This window comes from Sodalis sp. RH22 (assembly GCF_047324165.1).
GTDB lineage: Bacteria > Pseudomonadota > Gammaproteobacteria > Enterobacterales > Enterobacteriaceae > Acerihabitans.
The window spans coordinates 194956-214331 of the sequence record NZ_CP178731.1; the positions used below are offsets into that span (position 1 = coordinate 194956).

Consider the following 19376-nt stretch of genomic DNA (forward strand, 5'->3'; position numbering starts at 1 on the left):
CCGCGCCAGGCGTACGCGGGTGCCGCGTACGCCCGTCCCTCCCTCCCGGCCGGCGGCGCGCCGTCAGACCCAGAAAATAAGCGCCAGCAGCTGCGGCGACAGAATGCGCAGGAACATCACCATCGGGTAAACCGTGGCATAGGAAAGCGCCGCCGCGCCGCTGGTGCCATGCAGGGCGTTGGCGAAAGCCAGCGCCGGCGGGTCGGTCATGGAGCCGGCAAGCATGCCGCAAAGGGTGAGATAGTTCATCCCGAACACCACGCGCGCCAGCAGGCCGACGCCTAGCAGCGGAACGGCGGTGATGATGATCCCGTAGCCCAGCCACGACAGGCCGTCGCCCTGGATCAGCGTGTACACGAAACCGCCGCCGGATTTAAGGCCCACCACCGAGAGAAATAGCACGATGCCCAGCTCGCGCAGCGCCAGGTTAGCGCTGGGCGGCATAAACCAATAGAGTTTGCCGATACTGCCGATGCGTCCCAGAATAATCGCCACCACCAGCGGTCCCCCGGCCAGGCCGAGGCGCAGCGCGGCGGGAAAGCCCGGTACGTACAGCGGCAGCGAGCCCAGCAATACGCCCAAACCGATGCCGATAAACACCGGTAGCATCTGCACCTGCTGCAATTTTTGCCGTGCGTTGCCCACCAGCGCGGCCACGGCATTGATTGCTTCCGCCCGGCCCACCAGGTTGAGGATATCGCCGAACTGCAGACTGGCATGGCTGCCGGCCACCAGTTCCACCCCGGCGCGGTTCAGGCGGGAAACCACCACGTCGTATTTCTGTTTAAAATTCAGGTCGCGGATCTTTTTGCCCAGGACTTTTTCGTTGGTGACCACCACCCGCTCCATGCGCAGGTCGGTGCCCTGCATGGACAGCGACGTATCCACCTGCTGGCCGATCACCAGGCGCGCTTTTTCCAAATCGCTTTTCAACCCCACCAGGTGCAGCAAATCATCCTGTTGAATCAGGGTGGTCGGCAGCGGAACAATCAAGCTCTCGCCGCGCTTTAAGCGCGAACAGACGATTTCGCTGCTGTTGAGCACCGGCACCTCTTGCATCGCCAGCCCCTCGAGATTGGCGTTGACGACACGGATATTCATGGTCTGCAACTGGGCGTGGCCGGCGCCGCTGGCGCTATCGAATTGTTCCGCCTCGCGCTCGACATTGATGCGCAATGCAAAGCGAATAAACCACATGGTCAGCAGGATGCCGCAGATGCCGAAGGGGTAGGCCATGGCGTAGCCCATGCCCATCTGGTTAATCTGGGCGGGACCGGTGCCGAGATCGGTGAGAATTTGCTGACCGGCGCCGAGGGCCGGCGTATTGGTTATCGCGCCGGCAAACACGCCGAGCACCACGGGCAGGGGAACGTTAAACGCTTTATGGATCAGGGCCGCGAGCAGCATCCCCAACACCACCACCAGCATGGCGAAAAGATTGAGCCGCAGGCCGGAGACGCGTAATGAGGAGAAAAATCCCGGCCCGACCTGGATGCCGATGGTATACACAAACAGGATAAGCCCGAATTCCTGGATAAAATTCAGCATATCGCCGTTCAGGCTCAGTCCCGCCGTATGGGCGAAATGGCCGACGATAATGCCGCCGAACAGCACGCCGCCGATACCCAAACCCACGCCGTATATACGCCAGTTACCTATCCATAACCCTATCACCGCCACCAGTGCCAGCATGCTGACCGTCAGTGCTATATCGCTCATTGCCGCATCCCTGGAAAATCATGAGGTTGTTGTCGGGTATTCTGGCAGAGGCGTGGCGAAGGAAATGAGGTAAAGAGCACAAAACATCAAGCTATATGAACCACGGGTGATAGTTGCGTCTATTGATTATCGAGCTCATCTTCCAGCCTGCGGCAGCCTGGTTCATGACCTGATCGCATAGCGGTTCGTCTTATAAATTTGATTGCCCCGGATTGAGAAGATACATTAAGAGAAAAATGTTCAGCGCTTGTCGGCCGCAGCATAGACATCATCGTTATCGCGCTTGCCTATAGCGATGACAGCAACAGGATTTCCTTATCATTAACTTCATAAACCAGCCGGTAGCCGCTGGCCCGGAGTTTAATTTTATAACGGTTGCTGCTGCAATGCAGCTGAGCTGAAGGTACATGCGGCTGCATAAGGCGCTCGGCAAGTTTCTTTTTAAACTGATCCCGCACGGTATTACCCAGTTTATGCCACTCCTTTAGCGCCCGCTTTTCAAATTTTAATTCATAATTCATCGAGTTTTACGCTGATAAACGCAGGGTCAACCAAACGCTCATCAGCAATCCGGTTTAACTCGTCATCTTCCGCCAGTTCCCGATAATAAGCGTAAAGCTCGGGGGGGACGCAGTAAAACGCGGGCTCATTACGGTTTAGGATAGCCACTGCGTTGCCTCCGCCGTCGGCGACCGTCCCCATCGGGTTACGTTTTAGCTCAGTAATACTGGCGGCGGTAGAGGTCAAAATTGTAAAGGTCATTTTTAGTCTCCTGTTAGCTTCGCTTGTTTTAAGTCTTTTAAAGGTGCTTTTCAAGGCGCCTCTAAACACACTTCTAAGAGCGACCCTACCTGTTTAAATAAGGGTGGTTTGCATCAATTTCAATCTCATCCGCTTATGCCGTCTTTGGGACTGGTGATATTGAAAACCCTGCGGGACAGTGGCGTGGTCCCGCGCATACGGACGTTCGTCGAGCGGGAATCGGCACAGGTATCTGGACGCGTGATAGTGGTCTTTACCTGTACACGGCAGGTCTTATCGCGTCAATTTGCTTGATTGATAACACCGAAGGGGATATGCACGGAGGGAACAACCGCGCTGGCGGTCAGAAGATAGGGAGACCGATCATCGAAAAAAATGTGTGGTTTCAGTACCCCCTCATACATTGACTTTTTCAATACCGCCGAGAAAGAATGCGTCATTTGCCATCACGCCCCAGCTCTTCTACGTGTTTAAGGCGCGTTCATGTGATGGCGCATTCCTGGCGGTGACTATGGAAATTCTCAGGCGATTTTCATAACCCGGATGTAGAATCTTATACTTTTCTTCCACGGATTGAATTTTCGCCATCCTGACAAGAAATTCCTTTAAGGGGCCAGGATTGTGCGGCTGCATGACGTTTTTGACTTTGGAACTCGTGAAATTTCCGGTATTCTTCCTCTCCCTGGCTTTTGAATACCGCGTCGGACCCTGTCAAATCAAAAACAGCGCTCGAGCAGACGCCAATAACATGACGATGCCCAAGATCGTAGGCCATTCAATTTTCCTCAGTTTTATTCTCCCCTGAGACTGCCTTTAAGCTTGCCGCCCGGCGCATCAGGATCTCGCGCCGGCGGTTTGCGCCACCAGTACCTGGATGCCCAAGGCCTCGAATGCGGCTTTTGCGTCGGAGGTAATGCCGCTGTCGGTAATCAGATAATGAATCTTGCGCCATTCACAGGGCAGGGCGAACATCGAGACCTTATCGATCTTGGTGGAGTCCGCCACCACAAATACCGTATTGGCCGAATTGATCATCGCCGTTTTCACCTTGATGTCCGTTTCGCTGGGATAGCTCAGCCCGGCGCGCGGTGAAATACAGGCGGTGGCCAGGAACAGTTTTTCCGCCAGCATATTTTCGAAAAAGCTGGCGGCTTTCTCGCCGGAGGTCGACAGGGTGGGAAATTTAAAGGTACCGCCGGTCAACAGGATATTCACCCCCGGCTCGCCGCCTAATTGCAGGGCGATATTGACGGCGGTGGTGATGACCGACAGCTTTTTGATATGGTTCAGATGATTGGCGATAGCCGTGGTGGTGGTGCCCGCATCCAGGATAATGGTGTCGCCCGGCTCGATAAAACTGGCCGCCAATTGCCCGATGGCGTCTTTTTCGCCAAGCTGGGTCTGGCGCGCCAGCAGCAGCGCGTGGGTATTCTGCTTGCCGTCCAGCAGCGTCGCGCCGCCGTGGTAGCGTTGGATATAGCCTTGCTGCTGCAGCACGCGTAAGTCTGAACGGATCGTCGCTTCGGTCAGGTCAAAGGTATCGGTAAGCATTTTCACCGACACGGTGCCGTCTTCTTTTATCATTTCCAGTATTTTGCTGCGGCGATGCTGCATATCAGCCCACTGCTCATTTTTGCTTTTCAATCATGATACTCCTATCGGTATTCCATCCCCCGAGGCTTACCGGCAAATAGTAACGTCGCGCGCAGGCGAAAGCGAGTTGCGTCGGTTGTCTTTTTTTTGATTTTCATTCGAAAATGAACAGGAAAAAGATAGCTAAAAAATCCTACATTTCAGCAGGTTAATCAGGGTCAATTTTGCCATCAAATTTATAACCCGCTGAAAAACAAGCTTATGTCATCATATTCAGTTTTTGTTTGAAACCTGATCCTGGCCTCATAAATGATCAAAATGACAATATATAGTTTTATTCGAAAATGAATTAAACCACCCCCGCGCGCGAAAATCGCCATCATTTACCGGCTGTGACGACGGCCTTTCACCCATGGAGACCCGTGATGAACGATAATCAGTATGACGTCAATCTGCGCTATGGCGTGGACCCAGCGCAATCGCTGGCCGGCAAGGTGGCGGTGGTCGCCGGCGGCCTGGGCGGCATCGCCATGGCCGCCAATCGCATGATGCTGGCGAAAGGCGCGACGCTGGCGCTGCTTTATCCGGCTTTCGACAGCGCGGGCAAAGCCGCGGCGGCGGCGGAATTGGGCGAGGACCGGGTCAGCTATATCGAATGCGATGTCAGCGACCCGGCGCAGGTCACGCAGGCGTTTAACCAGGTGGAGCAGCGCCAGGGCCAGATCGATATCCTGGTGAACTGCGCCGGTTACGTACAGCTGGAGCCGGCAATCGACACCGCCTTCGACCAATGGCAAAAACATCTGGCGGTAAACCTGACCGGTCCGTTCCTGTGCGCGCAGGCCGCCGCCCGCAGCATGATAGCCCGCGGCCGCGGCGGGAAGATCATCAATATCGCCTCCCAGGCCGCCTCCATCGCCATCGATAATCATTGCGCCTATACCTCGGCCAAAGCCGGCCTGCTGGGCATGACCAAGGTGATGGCGAAAGAGTGGGCGCCGCACCGCATTAACGTCAATACTCTGTCGCCCACCGTCGTATTGACGCCCATGGGCGAGAAAGCCTGGCGCGGAGAGAAAGGGGAGCAGATGAAAAAATTAATTCCGCTGGGACGCTTTGCCTATACCGACGAAATCGCCGCCGCCATCGTGTTTTTCGCCAGCAACGGCAGCGACATGATTACCGGCGCGGATCTGATGATTGACGGCGGGTTTACCATCTGGTAACCGGCGCGCCGGAGGACGAATTCAGGCAAACCACGTTGTGCACCCGTTGTACCCACGGTAAAAAAAACAATGACCACGAGAGACCTTATCATGAAAAAATATCTTACCCTGTTCGCCCTCATGGCGGGTTGTTATCTGCCGCACGCCCTCGCCGCCGAGAAAGGCACCATCGCCATCTTGGTCAATTCCCTTGATAACCCCTATTACTCCGCCGAAGCCAAAGGCGCCGAAGCCAAAGCGCAGGCGATGGGCTACAAAACCCTGGTGCTGTCCCACGGCGAGGATGTGAAACGCCAGGGGGAACTGATAAGCCTGGTTATCGGGCGTAAAGTGCAGGGCATCATTCTGGATAACGCCGACTCGCAGGCAAGCGTAGCGGCGGTAAAACAGGCTAAGGACGCTGGCGTGCCGGTGGTGCTTATCAACCGGGAAATCCCGGTGGACGGCGTGGCGCTGGCGCAGATCACCCACAATAACTTCCAGGCCGGCTCCGATGTGGCCAATGAATTCGTCGAAAAAATGGGAGAAAAAGGCAGTTATGCCGAATTGACCTGCAACCTGGCCGACAACAATTGCGTGACGCGTTCAAAATCTTTTCACAATGTCATCGACCAGTATCCCGAGATGAAAATGATTGCCCGCCAGGACGCCAAAGGCAACCTGCTTGAAGGGAAACGTATCATGGACAGTATCTTACAGGCCCACCCCGATATCAAAGGCGTGATATCCGGCAACGGTCCGGTGGCGCTGGGGGCGATAGCGGCGCTCAAAGCCGCGGGCCGTAAAGATGTCACCGTGGTCGGCATTGACGGCAGCAACGATGAACGCGACGCCATCAAGGCCGGTGATCTTTATGCCAGCGTCATGCTCCAGGCACAGGCCATCGCCTCCCAGGGCGTGGAAATCCTTGACCAGTATCTGCAAAAAGGCAGCTATAGCGGTAAGGAACGCATCATGTTCCGCGGCATTCTGATTAAACAGAACAACGCCGATAAAGTGAACGGTTTTAATTATCAGCAATAACGACGGCGATCGTCACCGATGTGTATCGCGCCCCGTGGCTGCGCGGGGCGCGTAAGGAGATAAAACGGATGTCAACGCGCATGCTATGGGCGGTGCTGGTTGCCGTGGCGTTATCCGGCTGCCGCATCGTGTCGGAGCGGCAGCTGGCGGAGCTGAAAAACCCGCCGAACGCCAATGTAGCCAAGGCGGCACAGTTATTCGACCAGAAAATCGCGCCCCAGGTGATCGCCTCCGCCAGGCCGTTGGGCAGCCTGCTGACGCAAATCGGCCATGCCAAGGATTTTGACGCCGCCTGCCAGCAGTTCGGCTACCGCAGCCAGGAGGAAAATCCCTGTGTGTTTGCCGTCTCGGTGACCGGCGCCATCAGCGAGGTGAATACCGCCTCCCGCAACGGTCAGATAGTGATAAAGAGCGACGACGCGGCCGGGGAAGTCAATGTGCAGATTGGCCCGACCTTTCGCGGCACCGATTTGCGCGACAGCTATCGCGGGCTGAGTTATGCCGACTTTAACGATCAGAATCTGTTTGGTGATTTCAGCAAGGCCATTAACCAACAGGCCATCAACACCGTGGCGAAACAGACCTTTGCCGTCGGCGGCAAAGTAACGGTGTACGGGGTGTTCAGCGCCTTTGATACGCCGCAACCGCCGCTGCTCATCACGCCGGTTAAGATTACGCAATAAGGAGAGCGCCATGGCAAACCCCCGCACCGCCGCCGCCGAACCCCGGTCCCATTATGTCAACGATCGGGTTACGCCGCGCGCCTCCCTGCGCCAGGGCGCGCCGGTCATTATCGAAACCCGCGGCGTATCGCGGCTCTATCCGGGCGTGGTGGCGCTCGATAATGTTGATTATCGGGTCTACCGCAACCAGGTTAACGTGCTGATCGGTGAAAACGGCGCCGGTAAATCCACCATGATGAAAATGCTGGCCGGCGTCGAAACCCCCACCAGCGGTCAAATCCTGCTCGACGGCCAGCCGGTGGCGCTCGGCTCCACCCATCAGGCGGAAAAACTGGGCATCAGCATTATTTTCCAGGAACTGAATCTGTTTCCCAACATGACGGTCATGGACAATATTTTTATCGGCAACGAGTTTTTCCAGCGCGGCCGCATCAATGTGGCTTACCAGTATCAACTGGCGAAGGCGCTGCTCGAACGCCTGGAGCTGGATGTCGATCCGCTCACGCCGCTGGAGGAGCTGGCGATCGGCCACCAGCAGTTGGTGGAGATCGCCCGCGCGCTGTCAAAAGACACACGGGTGCTTATCATGGACGAACCGACGTCGGCGCTGAGCCAGTCCGAGGTAAAGGTGCTGTTCAATGTTATCGAACAGCTTAAGCGCCGCGGCGTCACCATTATCTATATCTCCCATCGGCTGGAGGAACTGATGGCCATCGGCGATCGCATTACGGTCTTGCGCGACGGCAAATTCGTCGCCGAGCGTGCAATCGCCCAGGCGAGCATCCCCTGGATCATCGCCAGCATGGTGGGGGAAAAAGCCAAGCATTTTGATTACAGCCCGGCGGTGAAAGGGGAGGAGGTCCTGGCGGCCCGCGGCCTGACGCTGCTGCATCAAAACGGCGGCTACGCCCTTAACGGCGTCGGTTTGACCCTGCACCGGGGGGAAGTGGTGGGCGTGTATGGGCTGCTGGGCGCCGGGCGCACTGAGCTGTTCAAGACGCTGCTCGGCGTGTTTAAACCCGATGCCGGCGAGATAACCCTCGGCGGCCGGCGCATCGAACACCTTTCGTTCCGCCGGCGCCTGGCGCTGGGCATGGCGCTGGTGCCCGAGGACCGGCAGGCGGAAGGATTGGTCCAGTTGCTGTCGATCAAAGCCAATATGACCCTCTCCAGTTTGCGCAGCAAACGCTTTTGGCAAACGCTGCTGCCGATACGCAATGACAAGGAGTCCGGTGCGGTGCGGCGGATGATCGATACGCTGGCCATCAAAGTCAGCGATGTCGATCTGTCGGTCACCTCCCTGAGCGGGGGCAACCAGCAAAAGGTGGTGCTGGGCAAAGCCTTGCTGACCCAGCCGCGGGTGGTATTCCTCGACGAACCCACCCGCGGCATCGACGTGGGGGCGAAAACCGATGTGTATCATTTGATCGGCGCCATGGCGCAGCAGGGACTGGCCGTGATGTTCTCCTCGTCCGAACTGGACGAAGTGATGCAACTGGCGGACCGGGTCATTGTCATGGCCGACGGTAAAATCACCGCCGACCTGCCACGCGCCGGGGTAGACCGGGAAACGCTTATCCGCGCTTCGACGCCTCATGATTAAGGACAGGTTATGCAAAGCCGAAAATATCTCGTTTATATGTATTTGCTCAAGGCGCGCACCTTTATCGCCCTGCTAATCGTCATCGGCTTTTTCAGCGCCATGGTGCCGAACTTTATCACCACGTCGAACCTGCTGATTATGACGCAGCATGTCGCCATCACCGGCCTGCTGGCGGTGGGCATGACGCTTGTGATCCTCACCGGCGGCATCGATCTGTCGGTCGGCGCGGTGGCCGGGATGTGCGGCATGATCGGCGGCGCGCTGCTCACCCTCGGCATCCCGCTATGGGGCGACAACCTGTTGTTTTTAAACGTGGTGGAGACAATTATCGTGGTGGCGCTCGCCGGTACGGTCATCGGCGCGATCAACGGCGTGGTGATCACCCGGCTGGGGGTGGCGCCCTTTATCTGCACCCTGGGCATGATGTATGTGGCGCGCGGCGCGGCGCTGCTCACCACCGACGGCAAAACCTTTCCCAATCTCTCGGGCCTGGCGGCCCTGGGCAATACCGGCTTCGCCACGCTGGGTTCCGGCACCCTGCTGGGTGTGTATAACCCGATCTGGCTGATGGCCGCCATCGTATTGCTGGGCATGTACCTGACTAAAAAAACGCCGCTGGGACGTTATATCTACGCCATCGGCGGCAACGAGCCGGCGGCGCGCCTGGCCGGCGTGCCCATCGTGAAAGTGAAGATTTTCGTCTATGCCTTCTCCGGCCTGTGCGCCGCGCTGGTCGGACTGGTGGTGGCCTCGCAATTGCAAACCGCCCATCCGATGACCGGCAACATGTTCGAGATGGACGCCATCGGCGCCACGGTGCTCGGCGGCACGGCGCTATCCGGCGGACGCGGGCGGGTGTTCGGTTCCATTATCGGCGCTTTTGTCATCGTGTTTCTTGCCGACGGCCTGGTGATGATGGGCGTCAGCGAATTCTGGCAAATGGTGATCAAGGGCCTGGTGATCGTCACCGCCGTGGTAATCGATCAGTTCCAGCAGCGGCTGCAAAGCAAGGTCACGCTGATGCGCCGCCACGAAAAAAAGCAGCAGGCGGCGCAGCAGGCGATGTCTGAGGCGAGCCATGGCTAAGCGCCGCGCCGGCTGAACGCGCGGATCCATTCCGGCGCGCGGCGGATGTCGTCGCCAACAACGTGGAGATAACATGATGAAACGAGATTTCAGTGGTAAAACCGTGGTGATTACCGGCGCCTGTCGCGGCATCGGCGCCGGCATCGCCGAACGTTTCGCCCGCGACGGCGCCAATCTGGTGATGGTCTCGGACGCCGAACGGATATTCGCCACCGCCGATCGGCTGCGGCAACAGTACGGCGCGGACATTTTACCGTTGCGGGTCGACGTGACCGACGAGGCGCAGGTGCGGGATCTGTACCGGCAGGCGCTGGAGAAATTCGGCGCGGTGGAGGTGTCCATCCAGAACGCGGGCGTCATCACCATCGATTATTTTGATTCGATGCCGAAAAGCGATTTTGAGCGCATATTGGCAGTAAATACCACCGGCGTATGGTTATGCTGCCGCGAGGCGGCGAAAATCATGGTGAAACAGCGGTACGGCAGCCTGATCAATACCTCCTCCGGCCAGGGACGGCAGGGGTTTATCTACACGCCGCACTATGCCGCCAGCAAAATGGGGGTCATCGGCATCACCCAAAGCCTGGCCCATGAACTGGCGCCGCATAATATTACGGTCAATGCGTTTTGCCCCGGCATTATTGAAAGCGAAATGTGGGAGTATAACGACCGGGTCTGGGGCGAAATCCTCAGCACCGACCAAAAGCGCTACGGTAAAGGCGAACTGATGGCGGAGTGGGTACGCGGCATTCCATTGAAACGGGCCGGGCAGCCGGCGGACGTCGCCGGATTGGTGGCGTTTTTAGCCTCCGACGACGCCCGCTACCTGACCGGGCAAACCATTAATATCGACGGCGGTCTGATCATGTCCTGACCGCGGCGGCGGCAGGGACAAAAATGTTCATGAGGTGAATTGATTGCATCACCAGACGGCGGCATGATGCTAAAGCCCGGCACCGGTGTTAACCGGGCGGTCTTTCAGCACAGGTGTCCATGCGCATGGCGAAAATCAACACAGCAATGATTGAACAGATACTGGCCCTGGTCGGCGGCCGTAATAATATCGCGGTTTGCGGCCACTGCATGACGCGGCTGCGGCTCACGTTGAAAGACAGCGCGCGCGTTGATGGCGCGGCGCTGAAAAAAATCGCCGGCGTGCTGGGGGTGATCGAGGGGGATGATCAGCTACAGATCGTGCTCGGCCCCGGCAAGGCGCAAACCGCGGCGGATATCATGAATGCTGCGCTAAGCCGCGTGGAGCCGCAGGCCGACGAGGGCGCAGGCGATCTCGCCACTATCGCCGCGCAGAATAAAAGGCAGCTTAAATCGCGCCAGAGCGGCGCCCTGCATCACTTTTTCACCCGCTTCGCCACCATCTTCACGCCGCTTATCCCAGGATTCATCGCCGCCGGATTACTGCTGGGGATCGCCACCCTGCTGGAGCAAAGCCTGGTTATCGGGGTTGCGTCGCCCAATGCCTGGCTTATCGGCATCATCGGTTATATGAAAGTGTTCAGTAAAGGCCTGTTCGCTTTTTTGAGCATCCTGATAGGCCATAACGCCCAAAAGGCGTTCGGCGGCACGGGAGTGAACGGCGCCATTATCGCCTCGCTGTTTGTCCTGGGCTACGTCCCGGACGCCAGGGTCGGGTATTATTCCGGTATCGACAGCTTCTTTGGCCTGCCCATCGATCCCAGGGGCAGCATTATCGGCGTGCTGATCGCCACCATCATGGGCGCCTGGGTCGAGCGCAGGGTGCGCAGGGTGATGCCCGATAATCTGGATATGATTCTGACCCCCGTCATCACCCTGCTGATCATGGGGGCGGTGACCTTTGTGGTGATCATGCCGGCCGGCGGGGCGCTGTATAAGGGCATGTCATGGCTGTTTCTGCACCTGAACGGCAACCCGTTCGGCAGCGCCGTCCTGGCGGGCCTGTTCCTGCTTGCGGTGATGTTCGGCATTCACCAGGGTTTTGTCCCGGTTTATTTCGCCCTGATGGATGCCCAGGGGTTTAATTCGCTGTTTCCAATCCTGGCCATGGCCGGCGGGGGACAGGTGGGGGCGGCAATGGCGCTGTACGTCAGGGCGAAAACGGGTTCGCTGCTGCGCACCCAGATCAAGGGCGCCATTATCCCGGGCATCCTCGGCGTTGGCGAGCCCCTGATCTACGGCGTCACGCTGCCCAGGGTAAAACCTTTTGTCACCGCCTGTCTTGGCGGCGCCGTCGGCGGGTTCTTCCTGGGCGCCGTCGCCTATCTGGGATTACCGGTCGGCCTCAATACCGTTTTTGGTCCTTCCGGTATCCTGACCATCCCGCTGATGACGTCCGCGCAGGGCATCTATGCCGGGATGATGGTCTATAGCGCCGGGCTGCTGGTGTCCTATGCCGCCGGCTTTATCATCACCTGGCTCTGCGGCAGCAAAAACGTTGATTCAAGTTAATTCCCCCGCCGCGGCGTCCCGCCGATGTTGCGCTTTGTGACGAAACATTTGTCGGCAGGTGGGGGGAATGCGCGCATAACGCCCAGCATCGATAAATAATGTGGCATAATGGCGTCAATCTGGGCATAAAGAGATAATGGATAATGCTACTAATCAGTGCGGCAAAAGGTGTCGGGCTGCGCAAGAATATTGCGCCGGTCATTCCCTCAAGCGCTGAAATAGGGTACAAGGCTGCATGAAAATTCCAAATAGAATCCAACCGCTGGTGGATGACGGTCTGATAGACTCTGTGGTCCGTCGCCTGCGCAGCGGCAAAGAGGCCGACGTTTACACCGTGTTATGCGGTGAAGAGATTCGTTGCGCCAAAGTTTACAAAGAAGCCACGCAACGCAGCTTTAAACAGGCCGTGCAATATCAGGAAGGGCGCAAAGTCCGTAACAGCCGCAACGCGCGCGCGATGCAAAAAGGCTCGAAGTTCGGACGCAAACAGCAGGAAGACTCCTGGCAGACGGCGGAAGTCAATGCGCTGTTCCGCCTGGCGCAAGCCGGCGTGCGCGTACCTCAGCCCTATATTTGCCTGGACGGCGTACTGCTGATGGAGCTTATCACCGACGCCGAGGGCGTGGTCGCGCCGCGTTTGAGCGACGTGATCCTGACGGAAGAAGAGGCGGTGGCCGATTTCGCCGTCATGATCCGCAATATCGTGCGGATGCTGTGCGCGGGTATCGTCCACGGGGATTTATCCGAATTTAACGTGCTGATGGATGCCGACGGGCCGGTGATTATCGATCTGCCCCAGGCCGTCGATGCCGCGGCGAACAATCTTGCCGCCGCGATGTTCGGGCGCGATGTAAATAATATGACCGAATACTACGGACGGTTCGCGCCGCGGTTGCTGGAAACCCGCTATGCGAAGGAAATCTGGGCATTATATGAAGACGGTAAATTGACCCCGGAAACCCTCCTGACCGGGCAGTTCGCCGAAGATACCCATAAAGCCGACGTCGATTCGTTGCTTGATGAAATCATCGCCGCCGAATATGAATATTATGACCGGCAGCGGGCACAAAAAGAGCGCGATTTGTAGAAACAACGTGAACGGCCGCCAAAATACTCTGCGTAAATCACTTTTTACCCCTGTCTTTAGTTAAAGTATCAGTAACACTGATAGGGATGGGGAGTATCGCTACAAATGGATGTACTCAGATTCTTGCTGCGCCTGCCTTTTATACTGATAAAGGGCCTGTTGCGCGCGCTGACTTTTCTCCTGGGTCTGCTCGGCCGCATCATGAAACCGTTAGTCGGCAATATCCACTGGCGCGCCCCTGCCTGGTGGACGGCGCTGTCCCGTGGGCTCAAGCGCGGCGTCGGGCATATGGAACGCGGGGCGGATAGACACCCGCTCGCCGTCAGCCTGTCGATTCTGGTCTTGCTGTGCGCCGCGGGCGCGGCCGTTTACGGCTGGCACTGGTGGCTGAACCGGCCGCAACTCATCGAATCGGCGCCGATGGTGCCTGAGCAAACCAGCGTCAGCGTCAGCGGCCCGGAAGCGGTGAATTACACGGCGCAAAAAGCCGCGCCGCAGCAGGCTATCTTCAATTTCAGCAACGCCGCCGCGCCGCTGAGCGATGTCGGCAAGGTCGTCGCAAAAGGCATTGCGCTCAAACCGGCCGTCGCCGGCGAGTGGCGATGGGTGAACGACCATAGGTTAGTCTTCACGCCGAAAAATCCGCTGCCGATGGGCGCCGGATATGAAGTGAATTTCACCCCGGACGTCCTGCTCGCGCCGCAAACCACGCTGGCGACCAGGCGGTACGCCTTCAGCGCGCCGGCGTTCGGCTATCAGCTTGGCGAAGCCGAGTATTTTCAGGACCCGCAGGATGCGCAAAAACGCAGCGCGATTTTTAACGTTCAGTTCAACGCGCCGGTGGATGCCGCCAGTTTCGAAACACGGATTGCCCTGGATCTGCTCGAAGGTAACGCCAAGTCCGGGTCGAAACTGCGTTATTCCGTGGTCTATGACCAGAAAAAGCTCAACGCCTGGGTGCACTCCGAACCGCTGCAACCCCTGGATCACGGCGGTTCGGTGCGTATCGCCATCGGCGCGGGCGTGAAAGCCGCGGTGCCGTCCAATGCCACCGCGCAGCCCGGCGGCGCGACGGTTTCCGTGCCGACGCTCTACAGCCTGGCGGTTAAAGAGGCCAGCGCGCAGGTTGTTGATGCCGATGGCGCCGGCAGCCAGCGCGCGTTGATCTTAGCCTTCAGCGATGCGGTAAAAGATAAAGACCTGCGCCGCGCGGTGAAAGTCTGGCTGCTGCCGCAGCACAATCCAAACGATCGGGATGCCGCCGCCGGCCCGGATGACTACGCCAACTGGGAGGTCGGGAACGTTGAAAATAACGTGCTCGCGCAGTCCTCGCCCGTGGATGTCCAGCTTAATGACGCCGAAAACGAGTTCCAGCCGCAGTTCAGCTTTCGTTTCGATGCCCCGGCGCACCGCGCCATGCTGGTGGAAATCGACAACGTTCTGGTTTCTGCCGGCGGCTATAAAATGCCGGAAAAAGTCTACCGTGTCGTACCGGTGCCGGAGTATCCCAAATCCCTGCAATTTGTGTCGCAAGGCTCGCTGCTGTCGGTGAACGGCGACAGGCAAATCAGCTTAGCCGCGCGTAACGTGCCGGGATTGCGTCTCGATATCAAACGGGTGATTCCAAGCCAGCTACAGCACATTGTGTCGTTTAAGAGCCGGCAGTATTCATCGGCGGATTTCAACCGCCTGAATGATGAGTATTTTACCGAGCGCTTTACCTATCAGGCGGCGGTGAACAGCGGCCATCCGGGGGAGGTAAATTATCAGGGGGTTGATCTCTCCCGTTATCTTTCCACCGATCCGCGCTCGCATCGCGGCGTCTTCCTGCTGACGCTTACGGAGTGGGATCCCAATAAAAAGCAGGCGACGCCGGCCGCTGACGACGACAACCCGTACCAGGACGATGACCAGCACGAAGAAGAGGCCGCGGCGGGGGATTCGCGCTTTGTGGTCGTCACCGATCTGGGCATTATCGCCAAGCGCGCGCAGGATAAAACCCGCGACGTATTTGTGCAGTCGATTCATAGCGGTACGCCGGTCGCCAACGCCAAGGTGTCGGTTATCGCCAAAAACGGCGTCACGCTGCTGAGCCGGACCACCGGCGCCGACGGCCACGTGCGTTTTCCCGCGCTGGATGTCTACACCAGCGAGCGCGCGCCGGTCATGTTTCTGGTGGAAAAAGAGGGCGATGTGTCCTTCCTGCCGGCCGATAGCAACAATGATCGCGGTCTCGACTTCTCGCGCTTTGACGTCGACGGGGAAGAAACCCCGACCGATCCGCGTACGCTGAACAGCTATCTGTTCTCCGATCGCGGCGTTTATCGCCCGGGGGAGACCTTTCATATCGGCCTGATTACCCGTGCCGCCGACTGGGGCATCGGCTTGGCCGGCGTGCCGGTGCGCGCTGAAATCCACGATCCGCGCGACAAGCTGATGAGCACTATTCCGCTGACGCTGGGCGCCGGCGGTTTCAACGAGCTGAGTTATACCACCGACGATAATTCCCCCACCGGCGAATGGAACGTCTATCTGTATCTGGTCGGCAAAGACGACGCGTCGTCGACGCTGCTGGGGCATACCGCGGTAAACGTGAAAGCGTTCGAGCCGGATCAGTTGCAAGTGAAACTGCAGCTGACGCCGGATCGCCGGCAGGGCTGGGTCAAACCCTCGGAACTGCGGGCCAATATCGATGTGCAGAACCTGTTCGGGACGCCGGCGCAGGATCGGCGCGTCACGTCGAAACTGACGCTGCGCCCGATGTATCCGAGCTTTGATCAATACCCGGACTACGCGTTCTACGAAGATCGCCAGAACAGCGATGGGTTTGAGACCGCGCTGGAGGACCGCCAGACCGACGCAAACGGCGCGGCGGCTATTCCGCTGGATCTGACGTCATACGCCGACGCGACCTATCAATTGCAGCTGCTAGCGGAAGCCTTTGTGGCCGGCGGCGGCCGTTCCGTCGCGGCCACGGCGCGCGTTCTGGTGTCGCCGTACGATTACCTGGTCGGGGTGAAGGCGGACGGCGATTTGGGCTACATCAATCGTGACGCCGTCCGTCACCTGAATATCATCGCCGTCGACCCTTCGCTCCGGCGGATCGCGCCGCCGGCGTTGAAAGCCGCGCTGATCGAGCAGAAATACATTTCCGTGCTGACCCGGCAGGATTCCGGCGTCTATAAATATCAATCGAAAATGAAGGAAGTGCGGCTGTCTGAACAGCCGCTGGCGCTGACCGAGCAGGGCGCCGATCTCAAACTTGCCACCGGCCGGCCGGGCGACTTTGTGCTGGTGATTGAAGACGCGCGGGGCAAGGCGCTGAACCGCATCGCCTATAGCGTCGCCGGCAACGCCAACCTTAGCCGCGCCCTGGATCGCAACGCGGAACTGACGCTGAAGCTGAACCAGGCGGAGTACGCGGCGGGGGAGGACATCGAGGTGTCGATTAACGCGCCGTACACCGGCAGCGGGCTGATAACCATTGAAAAAGACAAAGTCTACAGCTGGCAGTGGTTCCATACCGATACCACCAGTTCGGTGCAGAAAATCCGCGTTCCGGCGGGCATGGAGGGTAACGGCTACATCAACGTGCAGTTTGTGCGCGATGTGAATTCCAATGAAATCTTTATGAGCCCGCTGAGCTACGGCGTCATGCCGTTTAAAATCAGCACCAAGGCGCGTCAGAACAGCCTCGGTGTCGCGGTGCCGGCAGTGATTAAACCGGGCGAAAACCTGGCGATGACGGTGTCTACCGACGGCCCGCAGCAGGTTGCGCTGTTCGCCGTCGACGAGGGCATTTTGCAGGTGGCGCGTTATCGCCTGAAGGATCCGCTCGAGTATTTCTTCAGCAAACGTGAGCTGGGCGTTAAGAGCGCGCAAATCCTCGACCTGATCCTGCCGGAGTTCAGCAAGCTGATGCAACTGGCGGCCGCGCCGGGCGGTGACGGCGGCGAAGGACTGGATCTTAACGTCAATCCGTTCAAACGTCAGCGCGACAAGCCGGTGGCGTATTGGTCCGGCATTACCGACGTGAACGGCGAGAAGCGATTTGATTATCAGGTGCCGGATTACTTCAACGGCAAAATCCGCGTAATGGCGATTTCCGTAACGCCGGACAAAATCGGTAAAGCGCAAACCTCGGCCGTCGTGCGCGACAACGTCATCATGACGCCGAATGTCCCGGCGATGGTGGCTCCGGGCGATGAATTTGATGTCAGCGTCGGCGTCAGCAATAACCTCGAAGGACTGAATGGCAAAACTGCGGCGATTGCGGTGCATCTCACGGTTCCGCCGCAGCTGAGCGTGGTCGGCGGCGCGGATCGCGACCTCCAGCTTGCCGAAAAACACGAAGGCGCCATCAGCTTCCGCCTGCGCGCCAATGCCGTTCCGGGCGATGCGCCGCTGGTGTTTGACGCCCAGGTGCGGGATGACGCCGGTACCGGCAAAGCCAGCCGCCGCACGCTCAGTATCTCGGTGCGTCCGGCCATGCCATTTCGCACCCAGTCCATCATGGGACGCATGAGCGGCCGTAGCCAGGATATCGCCGGTTTGCGCCGGATGTTCGATGCTTACGCGATGCGTAAAGCGGCGGTCTCCAATTCGCCGCTGGTGCTGGCCAGCGGGTTGTCGCAATATCTGGCGGATTATCCGTATTATTGTTCCGAGCAGATCGTCAGCCGCTCGATTCCGCTGATTCTCGCGGGCGCGCACCCGGAAATCAACGGCAATCAAAGCCAGGCGGAAAACGGTAAGCAGTTGAAAAACATGCTGGCGGTGCTGCGTTCGCGCCAAAACGGCAGCGGCGCGATCGGCATGTGGCGCTCGTCGCCGGAAACCGATCCGTTCGTAACCCCGTATGTGGTGCAAGCCCTGCTGGAAGCGAGAGACGCGGGATATGCCTTGCCGGACGGTATGCTGGACGAGGCGAACGCGGCGCTGCGCGCGCTGGCCGCCAACCAGCATGACGACTTGTATACTCTGCGCCTGCGCGCGTGGGCGTCCTATCTGCTGACCCGGCAGGGGGAAATCACCACCAGTTCGCTGGCGTCGGTACAGGACGCTTTACAGCAGCGGTACCCCGACAGCTGGAAAACCGACCTCGGCGCGCTGTATCTGGCGTCGGCTTATCGCCTGCTGAAAATGGACGATGAAGCCAATGCGCTGTTGCAGCCGACCTGGACGCAACTGGGCAACGCATATGGAAAAGCCTGGTGGACCCAGGCTTATTTCGACCCGTTGGTACAGGACGCGACGCGACTGTATCTCATCACCCGTCACTTCCCGGAAAAAGTGTCCTCGATTCCGCCGCAGGTGCTGGAAAATATGATCAGGGCGCTGAAGGAGGAGCGCTACACCACCTATTCATCGGCGATGAGTATTCTGGCGCTGGAGAGTTACTCCGCGCAGGCGGCGGCACAGGCCACGGCACCGGGCGCGCTGAAAATCACGCAAATCAGCGCGGATAAACAGGTCGGGCCCAAGCTGATTTCCAGCATGCAGGGGTGGCTGGCCAAAGGCGATTTTACCGCCGATGCGCAAGCGATTCGCGTTGAAAATGGTCATGACGCGCCGGCCTGGTATGTGGTGACGCAGGCCGGCTACGATCTGGCCGCGCCGGAAAAAGCCATAGCGCGCGGCCTGGAAATCACCCGCAGTTACACCGATGACCAGGGCAAGCCGGTAACCCGGGTAACGCTGGGACAGACGGTAAGCGTGCATCTGAACATACGCGCCAACGCCAAAGAAGGGCAAAGCAATCTGGCGATTGTCGATTTGCTGCCGGGCGGGTTTGAAGTGGTGCAGCAAACGCCGCCGGAACCGGCGTCCGGCCAGGGCGATGGGGACACCGACGAGAACAGCGAGGCCAACGCGCCGCCGTCCTGGCAATCGCCGCTGGCGGCCTCCGGGTCCACCTGGGCGCCGGATTACAGCGATATCCGCGAAGATCGTGTCGTTATCTACGGCAGCGCCGGCCCCGTTGCGCAGGAGTTTGTCTATCAGATCAAAGCCACCAACACCGGCAGCTTTGTCATCCCGCCGGCTTATGGCGAGGCCATGTATGATCGTGACGTCCAGGCGCTGTCCGTCGGCGGCCAAAAACTGCTGGTCGGCGCGGCGGCTAAACAATAATATGCGCGGTCAGCGCC

At 58.6% G+C, this 19376-nt stretch carries 15 protein-coding genes and 1 pseudogene; 9 read left to right on the plus strand and 7 right to left on the minus strand.

Translation table 11 applies throughout. From position 1 onward, the window contains the following. Positions 1-63 precede the first annotated feature (63 nt). The 7 genes and pseudogenes from ACL2XN_RS00820 to ACL2XN_RS00850 form a co-directional block, all read right to left on the minus strand. Positions 64-1719: a putative transporter gene (locus ACL2XN_RS00820; protein WP_413729874.1), complete on the minus strand. Its 1656-nt coding sequence runs from the start codon at positions 1717-1719 to the stop codon at positions 64-66. Positions 1720-1959: 240 nt separating this feature from the next. Then, positions 1960-2240, minus strand: a pseudogene (locus ACL2XN_RS00825) (type II toxin-antitoxin system RelE family toxin). Then, complete coding sequence (locus ACL2XN_RS00830; protein WP_413728092.1) at positions 2230-2481, minus strand: type II toxin-antitoxin system Phd/YefM family antitoxin; 252 nt, start codon at positions 2479-2481, stop codon at positions 2230-2232. The pseudogene ACL2XN_RS00825 and the gene ACL2XN_RS00830 overlap by 11 nt, the downstream one beginning before the upstream one ends. Before the next feature lie 281 nt (positions 2482-2762). After that, positions 2763-2921 (minus strand): 5'-nucleotidase, encoded by a 159-nt coding sequence (locus ACL2XN_RS00835; protein WP_413723574.1) that lies wholly within the window; start codon positions 2919-2921, stop codon positions 2763-2765. Positions 2922-2943: 22 nt separating this feature from the next. Then, the gene (locus ACL2XN_RS00840; protein ID WP_413729875.1) at positions 2944-3114 is read right to left on the minus strand and encodes a 5'-nucleotidase; all 171 of its coding nucleotides are present in this window, start codon (positions 3112-3114) and stop codon (positions 2944-2946) included. After that, on the minus strand, positions 3035-3256 hold the full coding sequence (locus ACL2XN_RS00845; protein WP_413723576.1) for a 5'-nucleotidase: 222 nt from the start codon (positions 3254-3256) through the stop codon (positions 3035-3037). Before ACL2XN_RS00845 ends, ACL2XN_RS00840 begins: the two co-directional genes overlap by 80 nt. Positions 3257-3315: 59 nt before the next feature. Further along, on the minus strand, positions 3316-4125 hold the full coding sequence (locus ACL2XN_RS00850) for a DeoR/GlpR family DNA-binding transcription regulator (RefSeq protein ID WP_410014512.1): 810 nt from the start codon (positions 4123-4125) through the stop codon (positions 3316-3318). A 374-nt stretch (positions 4126-4499) separates the two neighbouring features. Between ACL2XN_RS00850 and ACL2XN_RS00855 the strand changes: the two genes are divergently transcribed. The 9 genes from ACL2XN_RS00855 to ACL2XN_RS00895 all read left to right on the plus strand — a co-directional run bounded on the left by ACL2XN_RS00855 (position 4500) and on the right by ACL2XN_RS00895 (position 19359). Next, positions 4500-5300 (plus strand): GolD/DthD family dehydrogenase, encoded by an 801-nt coding sequence (locus ACL2XN_RS00855; RefSeq protein ID WP_413729876.1) that lies wholly within the window; start codon positions 4500-4502, stop codon positions 5298-5300. Between the two features lie 90 nt (positions 5301-5390). Further along, on the plus strand, positions 5391-6323 hold the full coding sequence (locus tag ACL2XN_RS00860; protein ID WP_413729877.1) for a D-ribose ABC transporter substrate-binding protein: 933 nt from the start codon (positions 5391-5393) through the stop codon (positions 6321-6323). 68 nt (positions 6324-6391) lie between these two features. Then, positions 6392-7006: a DUF2291 family protein gene (locus tag ACL2XN_RS00865; protein ID WP_413729878.1), complete on the plus strand. Its 615-nt coding sequence runs from the start codon at positions 6392-6394 to the stop codon at positions 7004-7006. 10 nt (positions 7007-7016) lie between these two features. Next, complete coding sequence (locus ACL2XN_RS00870) at positions 7017-8609, plus strand: sugar ABC transporter ATP-binding protein (RefSeq protein WP_413729879.1); 1593 nt, start codon at positions 7017-7019, stop codon at positions 8607-8609. A gap of 9 nt (positions 8610-8618) precedes the next feature. Then, a complete protein-coding gene (locus ACL2XN_RS00875; RefSeq protein WP_413723159.1) occupies positions 8619-9695 on the plus strand; it encodes an ABC transporter permease in 1077 nt (358 codons plus the stop codon). A gap of 76 nt (positions 9696-9771) precedes the next feature. After that, positions 9772-10569 (plus strand): SDR family oxidoreductase, encoded by a 798-nt coding sequence (locus tag ACL2XN_RS00880; protein WP_413723464.1) that lies wholly within the window; start codon positions 9772-9774, stop codon positions 10567-10569. A gap of 125 nt (positions 10570-10694) precedes the next feature. Next, positions 10695-12140, plus strand: a complete 1446-nt coding sequence (murP, locus tag ACL2XN_RS00885; RefSeq protein ID WP_413729881.1) for a PTS N-acetylmuramic acid transporter subunit IIBC — start codon at positions 10695-10697, stop codon at positions 12138-12140. A 235-nt stretch (positions 12141-12375) separates the two neighbouring features. After that, complete coding sequence (locus tag ACL2XN_RS00890) at positions 12376-13227, plus strand: PA4780 family RIO1-like protein kinase (RefSeq protein ID WP_410014518.1); 852 nt, start codon at positions 12376-12378, stop codon at positions 13225-13227. 105 nt (positions 13228-13332) lie between these two features. Next, positions 13333-19359, plus strand: a complete 6027-nt coding sequence (locus ACL2XN_RS00895) for an alpha-2-macroglobulin family protein (RefSeq protein ID WP_413729883.1) — start codon at positions 13333-13335, stop codon at positions 19357-19359. Positions 19360-19376 lie beyond the last annotated feature (17 nt).

Coding starts and splice junctions, on each gene's coding strand:
- ACL2XN_RS00835 (WP_413723574.1), bottom strand. CDS start 2,921: ATGACGCATTCTTTCTCGGCGGTATTGAAAAAGTCAATGTATGAGGGG.
- ACL2XN_RS00875 (WP_413723159.1), top strand. CDS start 8,619: ATGCAAAGCCGAAAATATCTCGTTTATATGTATTTGCTCAAGGCGCGC.
- ACL2XN_RS00870 (WP_413729879.1), top strand. CDS start 7,017: ATGGCAAACCCCCGCACCGCCGCCGCCGAACCCCGGTCCCATTATGTC.
- ACL2XN_RS00845 (WP_413723576.1), bottom strand. CDS start 3,256: ATGGCCTACGATCTTGGGCATCGTCATGTTATTGGCGTCTGCTCGAGC.
- ACL2XN_RS00890 (WP_410014518.1), top strand. CDS start 12,376: ATGAAAATTCCAAATAGAATCCAACCGCTGGTGGATGACGGTCTGATA.
- ACL2XN_RS00860 (WP_413729877.1), top strand. CDS start 5,391: ATGAAAAAATATCTTACCCTGTTCGCCCTCATGGCGGGTTGTTATCTG.
- ACL2XN_RS00895 (WP_413729883.1), top strand. CDS start 13,333: ATGGATGTACTCAGATTCTTGCTGCGCCTGCCTTTTATACTGATAAAG.
- ACL2XN_RS00865 (WP_413729878.1), top strand. CDS start 6,392: ATGTCAACGCGCATGCTATGGGCGGTGCTGGTTGCCGTGGCGTTATCC.
- ACL2XN_RS00830 (WP_413728092.1), bottom strand. CDS start 2,481: ATGACCTTTACAATTTTGACCTCTACCGCCGCCAGTATTACTGAGCTA.
- ACL2XN_RS00820 (WP_413729874.1), bottom strand. CDS start 1,719: ATGAGCGATATAGCACTGACGGTCAGCATGCTGGCACTGGTGGCGGTG.
- murP (WP_413729881.1), top strand. CDS start 10,695: ATGGCGAAAATCAACACAGCAATGATTGAACAGATACTGGCCCTGGTC.
- ACL2XN_RS00840 (WP_413729875.1), bottom strand. CDS start 3,114: ATGCAGCCGCACAATCCTGGCCCCTTAAAGGAATTTCTTGTCAGGATG.
- ACL2XN_RS00880 (WP_413723464.1), top strand. CDS start 9,772: ATGAAACGAGATTTCAGTGGTAAAACCGTGGTGATTACCGGCGCCTGT.
- ACL2XN_RS00855 (WP_413729876.1), top strand. CDS start 4,500: ATGAACGATAATCAGTATGACGTCAATCTGCGCTATGGCGTGGACCCA.